At 33.2% G+C, this 22,346-nt stretch carries 19 protein-coding genes and 1 pseudogene; 5 read left to right on the plus strand and 15 right to left on the minus strand.

Going from position 1 to position 22,346, the window contains the following annotated elements; genetic code table 11:
- Nucleotides 1-78: 78 nt before the first annotated feature.
- The 3 genes from AB4Y30_RS15855 to AB4Y30_RS15865 form a co-directional block, all read right to left on the minus strand.
- Nucleotides 79-1,659 carry an ABC transporter substrate-binding protein gene (locus AB4Y30_RS15855; RefSeq protein WP_368653150.1) on the minus strand — a complete coding sequence of 527 codons (1,581 nt, stop codon included), beginning with the start codon at nucleotides 1,657-1,659 and terminating at the stop codon, nucleotides 79-81.
- Between the two features lie 32 nt (nucleotides 1,660-1,691).
- Nucleotides 1,692-3,413 (minus strand): thiamine pyrophosphate-binding protein, encoded by a 1,722-nt coding sequence (locus AB4Y30_RS15860; RefSeq protein WP_368653151.1) that lies wholly within the window; start codon nucleotides 3,411-3,413, stop codon nucleotides 1,692-1,694.
- Between the two features lie 535 nt (nucleotides 3,414-3,948).
- Nucleotides 3,949-5,028 (minus strand): M42 family metallopeptidase, encoded by a 1,080-nt coding sequence (locus AB4Y30_RS15865; RefSeq protein WP_368653152.1) that lies wholly within the window; start codon nucleotides 5,026-5,028, stop codon nucleotides 3,949-3,951.
- 409 nt (nucleotides 5,029-5,437) lie between these two features.
- On the opposite strand from AB4Y30_RS15865, the gene AB4Y30_RS15870 reads away from it, so the two are divergent.
- Entirely contained in the window at nucleotides 5,438-6,841 is a 1,404-nt protein-coding gene (locus tag AB4Y30_RS15870) for a LysM peptidoglycan-binding domain-containing protein (protein WP_368653153.1), read from the plus strand.
- A 131-nt stretch (nucleotides 6,842-6,972) separates the two neighbouring features.
- On the opposite strand, the gene tnpA is transcribed toward AB4Y30_RS15870, so the two are convergent.
- The 5 genes from tnpA to AB4Y30_RS15895 all read right to left on the minus strand — a co-directional run bounded on the left by tnpA (nucleotide 6,973) and on the right by AB4Y30_RS15895 (nucleotide 9,597).
- Nucleotides 6,973-7,443 (minus strand): IS200/IS605 family transposase, encoded by a 471-nt coding sequence (tnpA, locus tag AB4Y30_RS15875; RefSeq protein WP_368652045.1) that lies wholly within the window; start codon nucleotides 7,441-7,443, stop codon nucleotides 6,973-6,975.
- Between the two features lie 189 nt (nucleotides 7,444-7,632).
- Nucleotides 7,633-8,775 (minus strand): N-methyl-L-tryptophan oxidase, encoded by a 1,143-nt coding sequence (solA, locus tag AB4Y30_RS15880; RefSeq protein WP_368653154.1) that lies wholly within the window; start codon nucleotides 8,773-8,775, stop codon nucleotides 7,633-7,635.
- 145 nt (nucleotides 8,776-8,920) lie between these two features.
- Nucleotides 8,921-9,055, minus strand: a complete 135-nt coding sequence (locus tag AB4Y30_RS15885) for a YvrJ family protein (RefSeq protein WP_368653155.1) — start codon at nucleotides 9,053-9,055, stop codon at nucleotides 8,921-8,923.
- Between the two features lie 66 nt (nucleotides 9,056-9,121).
- The gene (locus tag AB4Y30_RS15890) at nucleotides 9,122-9,337 is read right to left on the minus strand and encodes a DUF2922 domain-containing protein (protein WP_368653156.1); all 216 of its coding nucleotides are present in this window, start codon (nucleotides 9,335-9,337) and stop codon (nucleotides 9,122-9,124) included.
- Between the two features lie 35 nt (nucleotides 9,338-9,372).
- Entirely contained in the window at nucleotides 9,373-9,597 is a 225-nt protein-coding gene (locus AB4Y30_RS15895) for a DUF1659 domain-containing protein (RefSeq protein ID WP_368653157.1), read from the minus strand.
- 232 nt (nucleotides 9,598-9,829) lie between these two features.
- Here AB4Y30_RS15895 and AB4Y30_RS15900 point away from each other — a divergent pair, with 232 nt between their 5' ends.
- The gene (locus AB4Y30_RS15900) at nucleotides 9,830-10,849 is read left to right on the plus strand and encodes an LCP family protein (RefSeq protein ID WP_368653158.1); all 1,020 of its coding nucleotides are present in this window, start codon (nucleotides 9,830-9,832) and stop codon (nucleotides 10,847-10,849) included.
- 70 nt (nucleotides 10,850-10,919) lie between these two features.
- Nucleotides 10,920-11,627: a DNA alkylation repair protein gene (locus tag AB4Y30_RS15905; protein ID WP_368655243.1), complete on the plus strand. Its 708-nt coding sequence runs from the start codon at nucleotides 10,920-10,922 to the stop codon at nucleotides 11,625-11,627.
- A gap of 91 nt (nucleotides 11,628-11,718) precedes the next feature.
- Here the strand turns inward: AB4Y30_RS15905 and AB4Y30_RS15910 are convergent, their stop codons facing one another.
- A complete protein-coding gene (locus AB4Y30_RS15910; protein WP_368653159.1) occupies nucleotides 11,719-12,015 on the minus strand; it encodes a hypothetical protein in 297 nt (98 codons plus the stop codon).
- Between the two features lie 989 nt (nucleotides 12,016-13,004).
- Between AB4Y30_RS15910 and AB4Y30_RS15915 the strand changes: the two genes are divergently transcribed.
- Nucleotides 13,005-13,427, plus strand: coding sequence for a helix-turn-helix domain-containing protein (locus AB4Y30_RS15915; protein WP_368653160.1), 423 nt, complete (start codon nucleotides 13,005-13,007; stop codon nucleotides 13,425-13,427).
- Nucleotides 13,428-13,439: 12 nt separating this feature from the next.
- Nucleotides 13,440-13,856, plus strand: a complete 417-nt coding sequence (locus tag AB4Y30_RS15920) for an ImmA/IrrE family metallo-endopeptidase (protein WP_368653161.1) — start codon at nucleotides 13,440-13,442, stop codon at nucleotides 13,854-13,856.
- 163 nt (nucleotides 13,857-14,019) lie between these two features.
- On the opposite strand, the gene AB4Y30_RS15925 is transcribed toward AB4Y30_RS15920, so the two are convergent.
- The 6 genes and pseudogenes from AB4Y30_RS15925 to AB4Y30_RS15950 form a co-directional block, all read right to left on the minus strand.
- Nucleotides 14,020-14,952: an aldo/keto reductase gene (locus AB4Y30_RS15925; protein ID WP_368653162.1), complete on the minus strand. Its 933-nt coding sequence runs from the start codon at nucleotides 14,950-14,952 to the stop codon at nucleotides 14,020-14,022.
- A gap of 139 nt (nucleotides 14,953-15,091) precedes the next feature.
- Nucleotides 15,092-16,429, minus strand: a complete 1,338-nt coding sequence (tagH, locus tag AB4Y30_RS15930) for a teichoic acids export ABC transporter ATP-binding subunit TagH (protein WP_368653163.1) — start codon at nucleotides 16,427-16,429, stop codon at nucleotides 15,092-15,094.
- 13 nt (nucleotides 16,430-16,442) lie between these two features.
- A complete protein-coding gene (locus AB4Y30_RS15935) occupies nucleotides 16,443-17,264 on the minus strand; it encodes an ABC transporter permease (RefSeq protein WP_368653164.1) in 822 nt (273 codons plus the stop codon).
- A 29-nt stretch (nucleotides 17,265-17,293) separates the two neighbouring features.
- Nucleotides 17,294-18,808, minus strand: coding sequence for a glycosyltransferase (locus AB4Y30_RS15940; protein WP_368653165.1), 1,515 nt, complete (start codon nucleotides 18,806-18,808; stop codon nucleotides 17,294-17,296).
- A gap of 31 nt (nucleotides 18,809-18,839) precedes the next feature.
- A pseudogene (locus AB4Y30_RS15945) lies at nucleotides 18,840-19,952 on the minus strand (CDP-glycerol glycerophosphotransferase family protein); the annotation flags it as partial.
- A 92-nt stretch (nucleotides 19,953-20,044) separates the two neighbouring features.
- On the minus strand, nucleotides 20,045-22,168 hold the full coding sequence (locus AB4Y30_RS15950; RefSeq protein WP_368653166.1) for a CDP-glycerol glycerophosphotransferase family protein: 2,124 nt from the start codon (nucleotides 22,166-22,168) through the stop codon (nucleotides 20,045-20,047).
- Nucleotides 22,169-22,346: the final 178 nt, after the last annotated feature.

The raw sequence follows: 22,346 nt of genomic DNA on the forward strand, positions 1-22,346 counted from the left end.
GATATATTTTATGAATTGGCTTAAAAAACATGCAGTAGGTATCAAGAATACTCTCCCACTGCATGAAATATTATTTTATCAATTTTCGATCGTTGCATTCCAGAAGATTGGACCTGTTAATGTTTCGATTCCTTGCACCTTATTGTTAGCTCCATATAAATTATTATAACCGCCTAACATTGTTATAGGTAAATGCTCTTCCCAAGCATATTGTTGTAATTCCTCCCATAACACTTGTGCCTCTTCTAAGGTAGATGCATCTTCAATTTGATCTTTTAACCCTAAAATAGTTTCGTTTCTCTTTCCACCTGCAAACGATGGACTAATATACAATAGTTGCGAAGGTGTAGTTACTATGGATGAACCGATAACAGAAGCATCCCATTCAGTTGGTTGCTCTTGCTTCTCTAATAAAGTTGGCCAGTCATATATTTCTAATTTCACATTGACACCAATTGCTTTTAGTTGTTCTTCCATCACTACCGCAATATTATAAAATTGAGGATAATCTCTTGTTGTTAATACCCGTAATTCTTCGTTATTGTAATCAGATTCTTCTAATAATTGTTTAGCTTTATCTAGATCATGTTGGTTATAGAATTCTTTACCTGCATCAGTAGCCCAGTTAGTTACCGTTTTGGTCATATAACTCGGGTGCAGCCAGTATAAATCTTCATCAACAAATGCTGCAAACATCATTTGTTCTACATCATACGCAGCATTTAGTGCTTGTCTGAATTTTAGATTCGATGAAATTCCTTCATTTTCATTATATACAATTAATGTTTCCCCATAAGTATCAAATACCGGATAAACATTCGTCTCATTTTTCAATTGATCATAGCTATCAAATGGCACTGTATAAATAAGGTCATATTCACCTGTTTGTAAACCCGTATATCTCGTAGAAGAATCTGTTACGATATAAAGATAAATATCATCTATATTAGCAATTTTTTCTCCTGCTAAACCATCTGCAGGTTCATCTACAGGTTGATAATCTTCATTTTTTGTAAAGTGAATATACTGATCTTGTTTCCAATCTACGAACTTGTACGGGCCCGTACCAATATATTCTTTTACTCCATCAGCATCTGCTTCATCTACAATTTCTTTTGGCATAATTGCAGCTGCCATTTTTTGAGATGCCATTGTGTCTAGTACAAACACAGATGGAGATTCTAATTGAAGCACAACAGTATAATCACCATCAGCTTCCCAGGTTGCTCCCTCAAACATTGAACCAGTCACAGAAGATTTTTCTACCCATCTCTCCATGGAAGCGATTACATCTTCGGCCAGCATTTCATCACCATTATGAAATTTAACTCCCTCTCGTAATTTAAATGTATAAATCTTATTATCATCACTAACGTCTACAGATTCCGCTAACATCGGAACAGCCTTATACTCAGAATCTGTAGTAACCAATGTTTCATACATTAATCTCGCCGCATCACGTGTTACTGTCGCTGTACTTGTCGGTTGATCCAGTGTTGGAGGCTGCGTTGGTAAAGCAACCTTCAATACTGAATTCTCCGACTGATTTCCACTTTCTTCATTTTCATCTGTAGCTCCTGAAGGATTACTCGAACTACATCCAACCACCATTAATAATGCAGATATTAAAACTGCAAGGAACGGAATCAGTCTTTTCATTTCTATCTCCCCTATCAAATATAAGCCGATTCTTAATAAGTAAGTGCTTTACGATCTTTCGGATCAATCTTACTGTCTGTACGCCAATTTGTTACTGGAGGAACAATATCCGTAATCGGATCAATTAATGCATTTAAAAATACTGGACCATCTTGCTCTATTGCCCATTTAATTCCTTCTTCTAATTTTTCATCACTATCAATTGTTATACTCTTAATTCCAAACCCTTCTGCAATTTTTTCTCCATCAATTGCCGCGAAGTCTACCGCAATATATTTCTCATCATAATAAAGCTGATGAAGCTTTTTAATCCATCCATAACTATTATTTTGGAATAAGATGAACACGATTGATAGATTCAATCTTTTCGCTGTCTCTAATTCTCCAACAGACATTGCAAAGCTTCCATCTCCAAACAAAGAAAATACCTTTGAATCAGGACTAGCAACTTTAGCACCAATTGATGCAGAAAGCGCATAACCTAGGTTCCCATGTCCACGATCAAATACAACTGTTCTTCCTGCTTTTTTCGTCTTAAAGTTTGATGCCATGTATGGATTTTGTGTACCAGCATCCATAACGAAAACAGAATTATCATCTGCTTGCTTATCTAGTTGATCAACAATTTTCGCTGCATTCACAAAGTTTGTAGAAGCATTCACCTCTTCAGCAACACGCGCAAATTTTTCTTCCACACTTTTCTGGTACTGTGCTGTCCATGCTTGTAAATCCTGTTTGAAATCCTTACCAGAATTCTCCACACATTTATTTAGTTCTTTTAAGAACAAGTTGACATCACACATTAACGCTACTTCTGTTGGAATATTTAAATCAAGCATTTCTTCACTAATATCAACTTGAACAACCTTTGGATTACTTTTGAAAATTGTTTTTGCTACCGTTGTTACATTATTCAATTTCGAACCGAGGACTAGTATGAAATCAGATTCTTTAATAACGTCATTTGTTTCATCTGTTCCGCCGTTCACTCCAATTACACCTACTGCATGTGGTGAAGTTTCAGCTACACTTCCTTTTCCATTAATCGATGTAACAACAGGAATCGCATTGTCATTCATAAATTTCTCTAGCTCTTCATAAGCTTTTGATAAATGAACACCACCGCCAGCTAAAACAATCGGACGTTTTGCCTGAGCTAATAATTGGTATACCTTTTCAACTTCTTCCGCTGCCGGTGCATTTCTAAAGGAAATTTTACTAGTTGCCTGTAAATCTGCTGGCGCATAATCAAACTCCGCCTCATGGATATCTTCTGGAACAGAAATATGAATTGCTCCAGGTCTTCCACTTGTTGCAATACGAAAAGCCTTTTTAATCGTGTGTGGAACCTTCGAAGCTAATTTTAATGTCGTATTCCATTTAGTAACTGGTCTTAAGAAATCCTCTTGTCTTAGTTCTGTAAGTGCTCCTGTACCTTCACTGCTTCTAGAAATGTCTGAAGAGAAGCAAATAATAGGAATAGAAGATGAATTTGCTTCACTAAGTGCTGCTGCAACGTATAGTACCCCTCCACCACTTGGTACATCAACAACACCTGGTTTACCTGAAACTCTTGCATACGTATCTGCCATATAACCTGCATGACGCTCGTCACGACAAGAGATATATTTAATTTGATCTTTATATTTCTCAAACGCATTATGGAAAGTCATACTTGTATCACCCGGGATACCAAAAACTACCTCTACATTATTCGCAATCAATAATTCTACAATTGCATCTGCTGCTCTCATCATTCATTTCTCCTTTTATCCATTTTTTATTACAGACTAGCCACGCACCCTAAAATGTAGCTAACCAAAGTCTGACCGGTTTCATCCAATCAAATTTTCTGAATAATTAATGTTAATCTTAACCAAGCAAATTGATAAAGTCAATGACTTTTTACATTTTTACTTAAATAAATTAAGTATCACTTCATTTTTATAAAGTAAAAAAGCCATTTTGAAGCTGGGACAAAAGAATTTATTACTTAGCTAATCCAAACATAAATTGTGCAAATAACCGCTTCGGAAATATACTTCGCTTTCCATGGGCGGCTGGAGAGCCTCCTCGTGCTGTGCACTGCGGGGTCTCACCTAGGCCTTCCTACCACGACGGGCACGATGTCCTAGTGTCGGCGTTGGTCACAGGACGTGACCGACTTTAGCCGACGAGGAATCTACGTATATTTCCTACGCTTCACTTGAATATTGTTTGGATTTCAAGCTTAGTTTTCCTTTTGCCTCAGTCTCAAAACAGCTTACTTCATATTGCTTTCTTAGTTATTTACTTTACAAAATCCATATTTCCCCATTTATCTATGTTCTTCACAAGTGCTTCCAATAGTTTATAGGCAGTTTCGAAATCATTTAAGTCAGCTACCTCTACTGGAGAATGTGAATAGCGTCGAGCGATTACAATTGCTCCTGATAGCACCCCTTCTTTCACAAGATGAACTGCAGAAACATCTGAAGATCCATTCGCTGTTACGGACAACTGATATGGCAGATTTTCTTCTTTTGAGAAACGTACAAATAAATCTTTCATTTGATGTGCCATTATATTTCCATTTGCGGATTTTTGTCCTGCTGCTAACAGAGGAAAAACAGGGCCTTTCCCTATTTCTACTGGATAAGAATCTACATCTGGTGTATCTCCACATGCAATCGTATCAATAACAATTGCATAATCTGGATTGACCTTGTAAGTAGAAACTTTTGCTCCACGTAAGCCTACCTCTTCTTGTGCAGTAACTACTCCAACAAGCTTCCCACTAAAATTACGTTCTTGTAGATTTTTAAATAACTCAATTAATAATAAACAACAGCTTCTATTATCAATTGCCTTTCCACAAATTAAATCCGGGTTTGTAAAACGATCAATACCACTAATATATGTAACTGGATCACCAATGTTTATTCCCATTTCAATGACATCATCAAAAGATTTCGCACCAACATCTACATATAATTGATTCATTGGAGGTGCTGTGCGTTTTTCATCTGGCGCTTGATGATGCCCTGCCTTCACACCAACTACACCAAAATGCCCGTTAACTTCCACTTTACGCCCGATTAATAATGCTTCAGATACCCCACCAAGTCCTTCAATACGTAAGAATCCATCTTTTTCAATGGTGCTAACTAATGCACCAATTTCATCAGAGTGAGCACCTATCATAACGGTTGGACCAGGTTGATTACCTTCTAAATAAGCGTATAAGTTCCCCATATGATCAACTTCAACCTTATCAGCATGTGGTTTTATCAGCTCTACTAAACGCTTCACTACATGATATTCATGGCCTGGGGCTCCAGGAATTGCTGCTAATTCTTTCAAATCATTATAAAAGTTTTCTTTAAACAATATATTCATCTCCGTTCATTTTGGTGGGAATTTTTAGAATTTTCGTTTTTATTTTAATATAATTAGAAATACATGTCAATTTTCGATATACTTCTATATTTAACTTATCAAGCAAAATTAACCTGTCGTAAGGGTATAGAAAATGTTGAGATTCATTCATAGAATTATGCAGTTTATTACATTTATATTACAAAAAAGATATGCGCTCTAATATTTTTATGAAAAATGTTACAATAATCTTTATACATATATAGGTTAATTTAGATAAAAATGTCAAATCACATATAAATTTCATCATACTAAACAACATAGTCAACTCTATTACATTACTAACTTGTGGATAGTCTCAATATTAAGGGGAGGAAGAAAATTGGCAAAAAGAACTAAAAAGAGCAACAATAAGATTTTCATGTCTGTAACTGCCACTGCCGTTATTGCTTCAGCATTTGTAGCTGCTGATAAAGTAGATGCAGCAACACACAAAGTACAAAAAGGGGATACATTATGGAAGATTGCTAGACAACATGATACTACCGTTGCATCCCTAATGGATGTCAATAACCTAAATAGCGACTTAATTTTCCCGAACCAAGTACTAGAAACTAGTAAAGATAAAAAGACAACTGATAAGAAAACAACAAATAACCAAAGTAATAAATCTTCTAGTTCGTCAGCTCCATCAAAACCTGGTAATACATATACAGTTAAGGCTGGAGATACATTATCTGACATCGCATTTCAGCATAAAGTTTCTTTGAACGACTTAATGAAATGGAATAATTTACAAACAACATTAATTTTCCCTGGAAATGTATTTGTTGTAACCGATCCTGGCAAACCAAACACAGGAACATCTAATAAGTCAAATAATAACTCGTCTTCTAATCAGACAAGTAATAATAATTCATCTAGTAGCAATAAATCTACTAACAACAGCAGTTCAAACAAGAGCTCTTCTGGATCTTATACAGTGAAATCTGGAGATACGTTATCTGGAATCGCAGTACAGTATAAAACGACAGTTGCCAAGATTAAAGAGCAAAATAATTTATCTTCTGACTTTATTCTTACTGGTCAGACGCTACAAATTGGTGGAGGTGCGAATAACACATCTTCTAACAATAATTCATCTTCAAACAATAGCAGTTCTAATAATAGCTCTGCTAAGAAAGAAACACCTAGTAACAACAATTCTGGCTCCAATGCTAGTACTTCAGAATATGTAGTTAAATCTGGTGATTCACTTTCTAAGATCGCTTCAGAAAAAGGCACAACTGTTGCTAAATTAAAAGGATGGAATAATCTATCCTCTGATTTCTTACAAGTTGGTCAGAAGCTATCTATTGGTAAAGATGCAGATAATAATTCATCTTCTAGCAATTCAAGTTCAAATAGTAGTAATACCTCTAACAAGTCAGAGAATACTTCTTCTGGAGGTAGCACTGACTATAATGTTAATCAATTAATTGAAGTTGCTAAAAGTGTACAAGGTACGCCATATGTATGGGCTGGATCAGCTCCTGGTGGTTTCGATTGTAGTGGATTCATCTATTGGGCATATAATAATGCCGGTAAAGATATTTCACGCCTTTCCACAACCGGATATTATGATAGATCATACTATGTAAATAGTCCACAGGTTGGGGACCTAGTATTCTTTGAAAATACATATCGTAGCGGCATCTCTCATATGGGAATTTATGTAGGAAATAATTCATTTATCCATGCTGGAAGCTCTACTGGAGTAACCATTACTAGTCTGGATAACTCTTACTGGAAGGGTAAATTCGACGGATTTAAAAGATTTTATTAATCAAAACCACCAGTGTGAACTGGTGGTTTGTTCTGCGGCTAGAAGCCTCTGTTACCGGCCTTGGCCTTAAAGGCCCACTGAATGGGTTTCCCTTTTGCACCACACTTACTCACTGATTCTAAAAGAATCTCTTATTTCTTTTTATTTTTCTTCCCTGTAAATGGATCAAATTCTTCGAATAAAGTTAATTGATCACTCATGTAGTCATCTTTAAGCTGATTTCTTATGTATTCTTGTATTTGATTTTTATTTCTTCCCACTGTATCTACAAAGTAGCCTCGACACCAGAATTTTCGATTACCGTATCTGTACTTTAAATTCGCGTGACGATCAAATATCATTAAGCTACTTTTTCCTTTTAAGTATCCCATGAAGGAAGATACACTTAATTTCGGTGGTATACTCACTAACATATGAATATGATCTCTACACGCATTTGCCTCGTGTATATCAACTTCTTTTCTTTCACAAAGCTCTCTTATAATTTCTCCAATACTTTGTTTGTATTTTCCATAAATCACTTGTCTTCTATATTTTGGAGCAAATACTATATGATACTTACATCTCCACTTTGTATGTGCTAAACTATTCTTGTCCTGCATAGGGCTTTGCCTCCTTCTTTGGTGAGTTTTGGTGGTCGGGAAACCAACCTTAGCTTACCATGAAGAGAGGCTTTTTTTGACCCCACGCTTGAAGCTCTTTAGAACCCCCGGCATAGCCAGGGGTTTTCTAAAATCATAAAATAAAACAAACGCTTGGGAGCTATCCCAAGCGTTTTTCTATTAAATGCTTTATTTTAATATTGGTCGTTTAATAGAGAAAAGAGAAAGATCGTAAGGAGACTTCCCAGTCGTAACCATCTCAGATAATATTTCTCCAATAACACTTGCAAATTTGAATCCATGCCCTGAAAAGCCTCCAGCAATCGCAACATGCATATGTTCAGGATGATAATCGATAATAAAATGCTCATCTGGTGTTTTCGTATATAAGCAAGTAACACCTTCCATTAACTTCCCTGAGGCTTGTGGCATAAATGTATCAAGGAAAGTGCGTGTATCCTGCTCATCAGCTTCAACTTTTCCGTAGTCTACAACATTATACGTTTCGTCAAGCTCCTGCCCAATATCATGTCTTCCTGCTTTCATTCCAGAACCATCGATACGTGGAAATCCATAATATGTCCCTGTATCTGTTTGTGTTAAATAAATAGGAAATGTATCTGCATTATATAATTCTGGATCTGCATCGAAGAATCCATGTGTCTGTCTTAAAGGTTGTAGCTTCACATCAATTCCAAGCTTCGATAACAATGGCCCATTCCAAGCTCCTGCACTTAAAATTAGTTTTTTTCCTATATAAGTTTCTTTAGCTGTATGTACTGTAACAGTATCGTCTTCTATCTCAATATTTGTAACAGGAGAATGGCTCACTAAAGTTGCTCCATGCTTTAAAGCTCCTTCGCGATAGGCACGTATACAATTTGCACTGAATAATACACCTGATGTTGGTTCAAAACAACCATAATAGTTTTCTGGAACTGTTATGCCTGCCCATCGTTGATTGATATCATTTGCATCCAATACTTCTAGCGGCAGATTGTGTTCTGATGCACTAGCAATAGCTTCTTCAATAAATGTTGTTCCTTTTGGTCCAAATCCAAGTACACCCGTCTGCAAAAATAGGGGCATTTCTGTTTCTTCCTGTAATTTATCCCATAATTCTTTCGAACGAAGCGCTAAGGGAACATATTCTCTTCCTTCTCCATAAGCAAAACGGATAATTCGTGTATCCCCTGTATGACTTCCTTTATCATGTGGCGGATCATGAGAATCTATTAATAATGTATTTACTCCTTTTTTTGCTAAATAATAGCCAGCAGCCATTCCCATTGTCCCTGCTCCAACAATAATAACGTCAAATTGCTCCCCCATATGTATAACCTCTCTTCTACTATACTAGTTAACAGTCTATTCTATATTTTTCGATAAGACTATTATAGCACCTTTTACCTCCAATTCACTTTATCTCATAAAAAATGCTGACAAGATTTAACTGCCTAATCTCATCAGCATTTTTTTATTTAAGCTTTTCTGGCAAAGCATGGATAGAATCAATAAGTATATTCAGCTTTGCTTCAATACGGTGTAATAAATAAAACGTTACAACAATTGGAAAACCAACTTCCTTTAAGATCGATAACCATGTATCCACCGAAACACCCCTCTCTTGTGTAAAGAAAGCAGACCAGATTATTCAGCCTGGTCTGCTTTCTACTATTTAACCTAACTCAATTTCTTCAGTTGTTGTTTCTACTATACGAGCTCCTCTTTTTGAAACAATGTCTCCGCCATTTGAAGAAAGCGCATTTTGGGAAATTACCGTATCCATCACTTCATTTACTGTCGATCCATTAACTGGCTCTACCGGCTTATCAACCGTATATTTCACCATTTTGCCTTCCGCATTTTCAAAAATTAATTCTAATTTCTTCATGTTTTACCTCCTTTCTGAATAAATTAATAAACAACCTATTCTCGATAAAGATTGAAGCTGTCCTTACGTTCGATGTTATGAAGTGAAGATGCTTGTAGACTTGCTAAAGCTGCTCCTGTTTCAAACAATTGCTCTGTACTTGCAGCTTGCTTAACGTTGTTTAATGTTTTGTACTTATACATTGGATTACCTGTTTCAACGTTGTCCCCTTCAAAAAACACCAATCGAAGCTGTGTAGACGTCTTTTCTGCTACTGCCATATGTTCTTCCCTCCCTTCACTTCTATAATCGAACTCGCCTTCTAAATCGGGGTGTGATATAAATATTTTTTCTGACAAACTTCTTTCAAAGAACTTTTCACTTGCCAATATAAAGCTAGATATGAGAAAATAAAGGGTAGTTATATTTTCAATACATGTATGACATCACATTCTGCCTCTTCCTTTTAGGCAGATTTTATTTTGAGAATAATAATAAAGGAGTTTTAAACAAGTGCCAGATAAGAATTTAAATGTAATAAATAATAATCACGCTAAAAAAAGTAAACGTAAAAAACTGTTCCTTTTCCTATTACTTCCTTTCTTAATCTTAACTTCTGCTGTAGTTGCATATGGATATAATATTTATTCGACAGCACAGGAAAGTCTCGAAAACTCTTTCGAAGACGTGGAGCGTAAGCAAGAAGGAGTCTCTAATTTAAGAGCAGATACAGTCGACCCTGTGGAAGACAATGTCTCTATATTAATTATTGGTATCGATGAAAGTGAAGAACGTGAAAAGGAACAATATTACCGCTCTGATGCGCTGTTATTAGCCACATTCAATAAGAAAGAAAATAATATCAAACTATTAAGTATTCCAAGAGATTCACGTGTTTATGTTCCTGAAGTTGGCTATGAAACAAAGATAAATCATGCCCATTTCTATGGCGGACCAAAAGCAACGATTGAAACAGTGGAAGAATTTCTTAATGTTCCTGTAGATTACTATGTATCTATTAATTTTAAAGCATTTATGGATGTTATTGATGTCATTGGTGGAATTGATTTTAATGTTCCATATGATATTAGTGAAATTAACGCAAAAGGACAGCGTAATAAAGTGGTCATTGAAAAAGGCTACCAGCATTTAGATGGAGAACAGGCCTTAGCATTAGCTCGTACGAGAAAGCAAGATACTGACTTCAACCGTGGACAGCGCCAACAAGAAATTATTAAAACTGTCGCTAAGAAGCTAGCTTCCTCTTCTTCCGTACTTAAAATTGATGATATAATTGAAGCCGTAGGAAATAATATGAAAACTAATTTAACCTTTAATAATATTACTAGTTTCCTATCTTATGGAATGAGCACAAACCTATCCATTGAAACATTAAATCTATTAGGTGATGGTGGTAAAATGGATGATGGACTGTGGTATTACAATGTTGATGAAGAAAGTAGAAGCATTGCAGAGAAGGAATTGCGCAGACATTTAAACTTACCGGTAAATATTCCTGATCCAATACAATAAAGAGTTTGAAAGGGCGGCAAATACCGCTCTTTCTTTATATCAAATATTAGAAAGAAGGATTGCTAATATGTTGAATTTAGATACAGTCATGCAAGAACTAGAAGCACTCGGTAAAGAACGTACAAAGAAAATGTATATGTCTAACGGAGCACATGAACCACTCTTTGGTGTGGCTACAGGGGCAATGAAACCAATCGTAAAACAAATCAAAATAGATCAAGCACTAGCAGAAGAACTTTATGCGACAGGTAATTATGATGCCATGTACTTTGCAGGTGTTATCGCTGACCCGAAAGCAATGACGGAAGAGGATTATGACCGTTGGATCGATGCTGCATACTTTTATATGTTATCAGATTATGTAGTTGCAGTAACTTTATCGGAATCTGACATTGCACAAGATGTCGCTGATAAATGGATCGCAAGTGGTGATGAATTAAAAATGTCAGCAGGCTGGAGCTGCTACTGTTGGCTTCTAGGCAATCGTCCAGATGAACAATTTGCGGAAAGTAAGCTTGCCGAAATGTTAAATACCGTAAAGAATACAATTCATGAAGCTCCAGAACGAACAAAAGCATCCATGAATAATTTCCTTTATACTGTTGCCATCTCTTATGTACCACTTCATGAAAAAGCTGTTGAAACTGCTAAAGAAATAGGGATTGTAGAAATTAAACGAGAGAAAAAGAAAAACAGCCTTCTAAACGCTTATGAAAGCATCCAAAAAGATGTAGATAAAGGCAGAGTTGGTTTTAAACGTAAGTATGTTAGATGTTAGAAGAGGTTAGGGATAAAGGATGATGTTTAAGCATCATCCTTATCCTATTAACGTCAGAGGAATAACAATCAGTGCTTCTTGTACTAAATATTCATTTAATAAATCTACCACCCTTATCACTTTCCAGCCTATCTAATCTTTTATGTGCCGATTTTATATTTTCATCAATTCTTCCAAATTGTTCCTGCATGTGATCGATTTGTTTTTCGCTTGTCTTTATATCAATTTTAAGCCCATCAACATCTCTACTAATATATACTAGTTTAGCCAATATAGTAGCTTCTTCTTTCGCATTCTGAATAATATCTTTATCCCTATTTCTTACAAATGTTAAATACGTAATTAGCATTCCTAACGTCATGACTATAATTCCTACCACAACTTCCATATGATCAACTCCTTTTTAAAAAGCACCTCTAAATGTGCATTGAAACCATAAAGCCAGACTAAATATTAAACAGATAATTGGCAGGTTTATTCTCGGTATTCTACCGGACTCATTCCAGTCCATTTTACTTTTACTCACTTTTAATTGTAATATATATACTTCAATGACTTGTCTTATCTCCTTCGAATGATTCATACATCATACACTAATACATTTCTTGTTTCATTAAACCAAAGAAATTTTCATGGTCAGTTCCCTCTACGTGAAATACTTTGATAAATTCTATGATCCTTCAGTCGTTTACTGAATATCTTAATTTGATAACCCCAACCCTGATTGGTATAAACCATAGTCCGATAAAGGGGCAGGAACTTCCCAAAGTAACGCCCATGGAGATGAAAAGTTGCTTTCCTCATGGAAGTAATAAGCACCCATTTCAATTTTTCAAAAATTAAGTGGTGAGTAGTTCATATTGTATCTTCATCACTATTCTCCTAATAATGCTTTCAATCAAGCATCAGGTTCTGGTATAAGTACTAGTTGCTTCTTATAAATATCCTCTTATCATGCTATACTGGACTTGTGTATTTTCTTATACTCGTAATTGGTTGCCGCCTTTTACGAGTTTTTTTATTTGATTTGTATAAAAAATTTCTCTGCTCGCTAAACCTATATATTTCCAATACTACTTAACTTCAACAACATATTTTCACTCCTTTCTTTTTTCAAAGCTAACTAATTAGTCAAACGGATTGACTAAAACTAACGTATTTGTTAGTATAAATACATAATGAAATAAGACTTTAAAAAATCCTACAACTTAACATCGCAAACTATCTCTAAGATTATATTCACAATACCGAATTTTTTATTGTCTTTTTCACTAATCAAGTAACTTATGTACATGTTACTAACAAATATATTAGTTGTCAACAAAAAAACTAATATATTTGTTAGTTAAATTGTATATAGTCTTAAGGATGGTTGATATGACAACATTAGAACGTATAAAAGAATTATGTAAAGAACACGGCATTACAGTAAGTACCTTAGAAGCTAAACTAGATTTACCAAATAACACGATTTATCAATGGAAATCAAGAACACCCGGAACCGATAGATTACAAAAGGTTGCCGACCATTTTGGTGTATCTGTAGACTATTTACTTGGACGTACAGATAAAAAACGTTACTATGACTTAACAGAAAAAGATGAAGAGAATATTAAGAAACAGTTAAAAAAGGTAATTGATGGTGAAGATGTGGATACCGCATTTGCTGCTTTTGATGGAAGATTATTAGATGATTTAAGTAAAGAGGACAGGGAATTATTAATCAATTCATGGGCGAATACATTTAGACTAACAAGACGCATGGCAAAAGAAAAATTCACCCCTAAGAAATATAGATAAGGGAATGATTTTGTGACAATAAAAAAGAAGATTGAGCAATTAGTAAAAAAGTACGAAACTAATAACCCATTTAAAATAGCAAATGAATTAAACATAACAATTGTATATGAACCTTTAGGATCTATATCTGGTTATTACAGTAAATCCCATCGTTTTAAGGTAATCCATATAAACGAAAATCTGCCTTATGAAAAACAATTGTCCACCTGCGCCCATGAACTAGGACATGCAATCTTGCATCCAAATGAAAATACAGCTTTTCTAAAAGCAAACACCTATTATTCAACAGAAAAAATTGAAGTTGAGGCGAATATGTTTGCATTAGAACTTTTATTTGCCCAAAGAGGTGATTACACAGTAACTATAAAGGAAGCTACAGAGCAATATGGAGTGTCTGAACAGCTTTTTTATAAAAATTTTTACCCTTAAGAGGAACGTATGTTCTCTACCAAAAAAGAATTTCCTTTTAATGGAAGGCTTTACGCATTACCTCTATGATAGAGAGCATTTTATTTAACTAAAGAAAACAGGAATCCAGTTTCTCACTGAATTCCTGTTTTAAGCTGGGCCTGTACCTAGCATCTCACTCTTTTTATTCTACTGAAAATACCGATTCAATCGTTTCAATATCTTCAGCATCTAATTTTATATTTGCTGTTTCTAAATTATTTAATACTTGCTCTGTATTACGTGCACCTGGAATAATACTATCTACTCTATCTAAAGTTAAATAGAATGCTAATACAATCTGTGGAATACTCGCATTATGCTTCTTCGCAATATCACGAAGATAATCTACCTTCGCTGCATTTGTTGAAAAAACTTCCTCTTTAAATAATGGACGATGCTTATGACGATCTGGAATAGCAGAATCCTTCGTGTACTTACCAGATAATAATCCCGCTGCTAATGGGAAGTAAGGGATAAAAGAAATATCTTGTTCTTTCAAGTATGGGAAATACTCCTTCTGTGCAGAACGATCTAATAAATTATAGTTTCCTTGAACAACTTCCACATAGCCATCTTGGTTTGCTTCTTTTAATTGTTCTAAAGAGAAGTTAGATACCCCAATTGCACGAATTTTCCCCGCTTCTTTTAAACGTTGAAGCGCACCTACCGCTTCATATTTAGGCGTTTTATCATCCGGAAAGTGAATATAGTATAGATCAATATAATCCGTTTGTAATCGCTTCAAACTCTTCTCCACTTCATTTACCAAAAAGTCTGGAGAATTATCAAATTCATGCCCTTGATCCGTAATAATATGTGCACCCTTTGTCGCTACGATGATATCATTGCGCCAATTATTTTCCTTCAAAGTTTTCCCAATAATCTCTTCAGATTCTCCATTACCATATATAAATGCAGTATCAATAAAATTCAAGCCATTATTAATTCCTGCCTCGAGCACCTTTCCGCCATATTCCGTATTCGTTTCTTTATTTTCAGGCGCAACTTTATTCGCACCAAAACCAATTGGATGAATATGTAAGTCTGTACGTCCTAATTTCACTTTATCTACCATTTTATTCCACCTCTCTTATTTTATCACTGCTTCGATTATATCAATTTTCGGAGTTTTTTAAAAGTTTGGAGGAAGGATTAAAAAAACAGATAGAATGTATCTACTGAATGAAATACACTTTATCTGTTCAACTTACATCTTATTCTTCTATTGGATCTACAGCTGAATTGTGAACCCATACTTCTTTATCTTCTAATTTACCTTTATACCAGATGTTATTGCCGACAAAATCTGTTTCACTAACAATGAACTTTTGATTAGCATGTGATTTTAAATTTTTAAATATACAATTCTCTTTACCGCCCCATGGTCTATCAAAAGCCTTCCCATTACCGTTCATAATAAATTCTTTTTCATCAAAATCAACAATAATATGTTGATGTATAGACAAATTAGCTACATGCACCCAGCCAATTATTCCTTTAATTCCACTAGGTTCTTCACTTAATAAATAAAACAAATCCTCCTCATTTGAAGATTGTTTTCTAATATAGTAAACCTTATGTTTGTATGAATGAGAATTTACTGCTTCTGTTAGGTTAGAAGGTGATTTGTAAATAAATGATTCTCCACCTTTAAAATGACCAAGCATACTAACTGGTCTTTCTATAAAATCAGTCATCTTTTCCTTTGAATAATAATCATCGATATCCAAGTGATTTTGAATCGTTTCTCCACGTAATGCTTTTTGTTGATTTTCAAATGCTGCCTTCCGGTAATTTTCACGTTCATTTTTATTCATTACTTGCCATTTTTTTAAGAAATCCTCATATTTAGGGATTATTTCAGCCACTGGTCCATAATCCTTTACCATTCCAAACTCTAGCCAAAGAATTTTATCACAAAATTGCTTCATCTGACCAATAGAATGGCTAACAAAAATCATCGTTTTCCCTCTACCTTTAAATTCTCTCATTTTCTTAAGACTTTTTTCAGCAAAAGCCTTGTCCCCAACTGATAATGCTTCATCTATAATTAGGATTTCTGGATCTACATTCACAGAGATAGAAAACCCTAATCTAGATTTCATTCCACTCGAGTATGATTTGACTGGTTGATCAATAAACTTGCCTAGCTCAGAAAACTCAATAATTTTTTGTTCCAATTCTTTAATCTTTTTCCGACTGAAGCCTAGCATCAATAGCTTCAGCTCAATATTATCCCGACCTGTCAAATCATTTTTCAGACCTGCTGCAACTGCTATTAATGCTACTTCGCCATTAATTTCAACTGTTCCTGCTGTCTGGGGAACGATCCCAGAAATAATATTTGAAAGTGTGGATTTCCCTGACCCATTAATTCCAATAAAACCTACTACTTCACCATGTTCAGCTTCGAAGTCTACATTAGACAAAGCATAAAAAGATTCACCATATTCACTAGGACTGATTAAATCGAATAAGCGCTCCTTCATGCCACTATAAAGTTTATATTTTTTTGATACACCTTTTACTACTATTGCTTTTGTCAATCTCATCACAAACCTTTTATTATAAATAATCGATAAAGTGTTTTCTAAACTTCACATGTAAAGCAGCGCCTATGATAAACAGCACTAATACTAATCCCCAAAAGTATAAAGAATACTGCCAATGTGTAATAAAATACCATTCTGTTCCGAAAAATGCAGCTCGATAGCCCTCAATTAAATAATAAATTGGATTGAGCATCATGATTTTCATTATTGTTGGAAAATCGATTAATAAGGTAATTGGCCAAAGCACCCCAGATAAATACAACAACATACGAAGCGTAGCATTTAAAAACATATGGAAATCTCGAATTATTGTTGAAATAGTTGAAGTAATTAAAGATATTGCAAACAACAAACAAAAAGCAGCAAATAAAAAATATATAAACTGCAAATAATATATAGAGATAGAAAAACCTAAGAACTGCATCACAACCATTGATGATAATAATAGTACAAAATGTATATATAAATTCGACACAATAACAAAATTTGGAATAATACTCATTGAGAAATTCATTTTTGATAACATTCGTAATCGACTATAAATAGATTTTGACCCTTGTATAATTGACTGATAACAAAAAATCCACAGAAAAAAAGCTGCCAATAGCCAAGCAAAAAAGGGGATTTCTACCCCTCCGATGTCTATTGGCGCTCTATCTCGTATTGTTCCAAATACAAACCAATATATAAGCATTTGGATAGCTGGATTGATGATTTCCCATGCTGTACCTAAATAATTATTACGATTTTTATTTTTTATTTCATATAAAGAAAGTCTTCCAATTAAATAAAAGTGTTGGATTTGTTCCTTAGCTACCAATAATGCAGATTTCATTTAAAAACCTTCCCTAATTATAGATTGATTTACAATGATTCGATTAAATCAATCCAATTTTGCATATATTTTTTCTCACTAAATTTTTCTCGTACCTCAAGCGCATTCTTTGATAGTTTATCACGAAGTTCATCGTTTGTCATAATTGATATAATTCTTTCTGCTAATTGTTCTTGGTTCCCATTCTCTACTAAGAAACCATTGACATTATCTTCTATAATATCTCGTGGTCCGTATTTAAAATCATATGCAACAACAGGGGTGCCCATAGCCATACTTTCGGTAATAACCATTCCGAAGCCCTCACGGATTGATGTTAGTAAAGAACAGGCTGCTGAACTATAAGTTTCTTTAGGTTTAGAGGAAAAACCTTTTAGAAATACATTATTTTCTAATCCTAATTTTTTAATTAAATTTTGCAGCTCGTTCTCTGATGGTCCATAACCATAAATTTCAAGTTTTGCTTCTGGTATCTTTTGAACAACTTGTTTAAAAGCTTCAATAGATTCTGTTAATCGTTTATCTGGATGATATCTAGTCAAAGCAACAGCAACATTATTTCTTCTTTGAGTTGAAATTTTATTATTTTTAATGCTCAACGGTTCATGTGCATGTGGAATAACAGTAAAATAATCAGTTTTTCCTACTTTTGTAACAATATCCTTTTTTTGCTCTTTAGTAAGTAACACTACTTTATCGAATTGACCAATCTTTCTAAACAAATTTTCATAGGATTTATCAATATTTAAATAATTTTCATATGGCGATGCCAAGTGATTTGCATGAACAACAGCGACTTTCTTTATCGATTTATGTTTAACACTTAGGAGCATATTATCTAATCTTCTCATTTCTGAAAACACAATTGGATTTGCCATTGTTTTTAAAACTTTTCCTAACCATTTTTTTTGCATTTCATATAAAGTAGCAAAAGATTCCACTTTCCCTCCAAAATAGACAGAAAAGTTTTCCTTACGTTTAGGCTGATAGCCAATATCCACACTTAAAAAGCATTTTCCACTTTTATCAAAATACTGTTCAAAATGAATTTTTTTCGTATGCGCATTATAAAAGTTAATACGTGTTAAATATTCATCTTCATCATAATACTCTCTCTTTATTCTATTGCCAGCATCATCCATGTGATCTATTAAAATCAATCTTCCTAAATCATCGTAACGTTTATACTTTCTATAAAAACCTTCTTCATAATATCTATAGCCTGTAAACTCTTCTTGGTTTATCTGTACAACTTCAAAGCCCTTCTCATTTACTTTATGCTGAACTTGTTTTCTTAAAAATAACTTCTTATGATTGGCTTTATAATATTCAAAGAAATTTAAAACTTGAACCTTTTTATCCAAAACACCATTTTTGTATAAATTTGAAATAATATCATTATGGAATTGTTGGAATAAGATTGTGACAATATAAACTTTTTTATATTTTTGAGCTAACATATTAGCTCTTTTTATAGAAGCACGTGTTATTCCTCCACGTTCAAACTTCAAAGATCTCACTAATATTACAGGTGTCTTCTGCATTATAAAGTCTCCTTTTAACCCATATAGATTGCTATTTCTTTAACATCGTTTCTACAACTCTTTTAGCTGCATTACCATCCTCTAAGTTACAAAACTTTTCATAGAAACAGTTGTATCGGTTCCTGTATGTACTGATAACCTCATCAATACTCTTTACTTTTTCAATTACTTCCTTAGTAGTTCTAACTAAAGGTCCAGGGGACTCATTTTCAATATTGAAGTAAAATCCTCTTAATTTATCTCTGTACTCCTCTAAATCATAAACATAAAACAATATAGGTTTCATCAAATTTGCATAATCAAAGAAAACTGATGAGTAATCTGTAATAAGCAAATCCGATATTAAGTATAACTCTCTTATCTCTTCATATTTTGAAACATCATAAACAAACCCCTTAAAAGATGACAGTTCCAAGTTCTCAGCAACTAGATAATGTAATCTCAATAATACAATATATTCTTCGCCAAGCTCTTGCTTCATAGCCTCTAAATTTAATTGAATATCAAGTTTGTATTTGCCACTTCCATAAAATTGATTATCTCTCCAAGTTGGAGCATATAAAATAACTTTTTTATCTAAAGGCAGATTAATTGCTTTCTTAATCTTTTTTTTCTCATATATATCATTTTTATATTGAATTAAATAATCATTTCTCGGATAACCTGATTCAATAATAGCATTAGAATATTGAAATGCTCTTTTGAAAATTTCTGTAGAATATGCGTTAGGAGACACTAAAAAGTCCCATTTATTGGATTCAAATAAAAAGTCTTTTATATACGTATTAGTATTCGTACCATGCATATGCACTTCATTCATATCAGCGGCTAACTTTTTTAATGGGGTGCCATGCCATGTCTGCACATATATAGTATGTTTTGGTTTTGGTATCCACAAAGGCAATCGGCTATTTGACACCCAATATTTCGAACTATTCATAAGAAGTATCCATTTAAATGAAAAACGACGTACACATTGAATGTCTTTTTCTTTAAAATCTGAAAAAGAACTCTTATCCATACTCCAATAAAGTTTATACTCTGGATATTCTTTTTTGATATATTCATATATCGCCCTAGGATTATCACTGAATTGCTTTCCAAGGAAACTTTCAAAAACAATTTGTTTATTCCTTGTGGGCAAAAGATAACCTGTAATAAAAAAAAACAGTTTATATAGTTTTAACAAGAGATTTTTAATATGGTTAAACAATCAAATCACCAAGTTCAATTTATTTAATCTTTAAAAACAGTTTTCACTGTTTTTTCTGATGCGTTACCATCATCCCATTTACAGAAACGTTCATAAAACGCTTTATATTTTTCTTTATATTTATCATTTACCTCTTCAATGTTCTTGATAGAATTGATTACTTCATTAGAACTCATTAACAGTGGTCCGGGTACTTCATTTTCAATGTCTAAATAAAATCCTCTTAACTGATCTCTATACTTTTCCAAGTCATAAGTAAAGAACAGTATCGGTCGTTTTAAATTTGCATAATCAAAGAATACAGATGAATAATCAGTAATTAACATATCTGAAACTAAGTATAATTCTGCAATATCATCATATGTTGAAAAATCATATGCAAATCCCTCAATATCAGATATATCCATCTGATTAGCTATAAAATAATGCATTCTTAATAATACAATATAGTCATTACCTAACTGATTTTGCATATTTTTCAAATCTAACTTTAGTTCGAAACGATATTTCCCACGTGAAAAATAATCATCATCTCTCCATGTAGGAGCATATAAAACAATTTTTTTATCCCGTGGAAGATTCATTTTTTCCTTTATCTGTTGAATATGCTCATCTGTATTTTTTTGATATAAAATATCATTTCTTGGATATCCAAACTCTAACATTTCTTTATCAAATTTAAATGCTCGACGAAAAATATCTGATGAATATTGATTTGGTGAACTTAAATAATCCCATCTACGTGATTGTTGATAGAAATTCTCTTTATATTTTGGATCAGCAGAGTAAACATCATTCATATCAAAAACGAGCATTTTTAAAGGTGTCCCATGCCACGTTTGCAAATAGATATTCTCTTCTCGTTTGTCTAAATATTTTGGTAGACGAGAATTACTTACCCAATATTTTGCTCTAGCTACATAATAAAAATATTTTAAGCTAAAACGTTTTACTTGAATAGCATTACCTGGAATATTAGTTTTTTCATTAAAGCTCCATACAGCTTTATATCTATCATCATTTGTATTAACCAAATATTCATATATATATTTCGGACTATCAGAATAATTCTTCCCTAAGAAACTTTCGAAAAAGATTAAATCTTTTTTTAGTGGTAATTTCATAAAAACTCTTTTATATATGAAACGATATAATTTACTTCTTGATTTGTGTATACCTCGCATATCTCGAAGCAAATGGTGAGTTTCATGTATTTTTTTATACTTCTTTACCTTATTTTTGATTATTGGTTTTACTTCTCTTTTTAAAAACCAGTCATGTTTTTCAAGAATTTCAGGTTGCACTTTTGAAAGCACACTATTCAATTTTCCAAAATACTTATCAATATCTTTTGTTTGATGAAAATATGGAACCACTGTTTTTTTATAAAAATTTAATAAGTTTTTATCTAAAAAATCCTGTGCTAGAGGATCTTTATAAGCACTTTTTAAATCTTCATTTATTTTTAAGTATTCATCAATTTGTTGACTAATGTCATATTGCTTTAACGAAGGATTTGAGATCGGATCATTTCTTTTCCGTTTAAAATAAAGTGCTTCTCGTAGAAATTTCACATTTCCTACCACTAACAAAGCCGGTAACATAAAATATAAATCAGAAAATATTTTATGTTCCTCTGAAAAAAGTAATTTATTCTTTTTGATAAAGGAAAGCTTTATTAAATAGTTTGTAGCTGCTTCATTTTTTAATAATTTAAATCTATTATCTGTAAATAACTTAGGATTAAATAAGCCATCAAAAAGTACAACAAAACTATTATTTAAGTAAGTATTTTTCATCTTCCCTCTTATCATTGGTTCTTTACCAATGTGAGTAACTAGTAACTCTATTGTTTTAGGTGGTAAATAATCGTCACTATCCAAAAAATAAACGAAATCTCCTGTCGCCTTTGAAACCCCATAATTCCGTGCAGCTCCAGCACCTTTTCTGGTGTTAAAATGAAACGCTTTAATACGCTTATCCTTTTCTACAAATTCTTCTATTTTAATATCAGAACCATCATTACTATTATCATCAACTATTATAATTTCTAAGTTATTATATGATTGATTTAGTATCGAATTAAGACTCATATCTAAAAATTCAACTGTATTATACACAGGAATAATTACTGAAACAGTTTTCATAATCGCACTCCTTAAAATTTGAACATAATCTATTATAATTACCTTATACATAATACCATAACAGGATTAAAAATTTTATTATGTTAATAAAATTTAACAGGATTATCATACTTTGAATTGGTACAGTATTGTTAATATACCCACATAAAAACAAAAGTACACGAAAAGGATTGAGCAA

Origin of the sequence: Ornithinibacillus sp. 4-3 (assembly GCF_040958695.1) — a bacterium.
Lineage (GTDB): Bacteria > Bacillota > Bacilli > Bacillales > Amphibacillaceae > CALAMD01.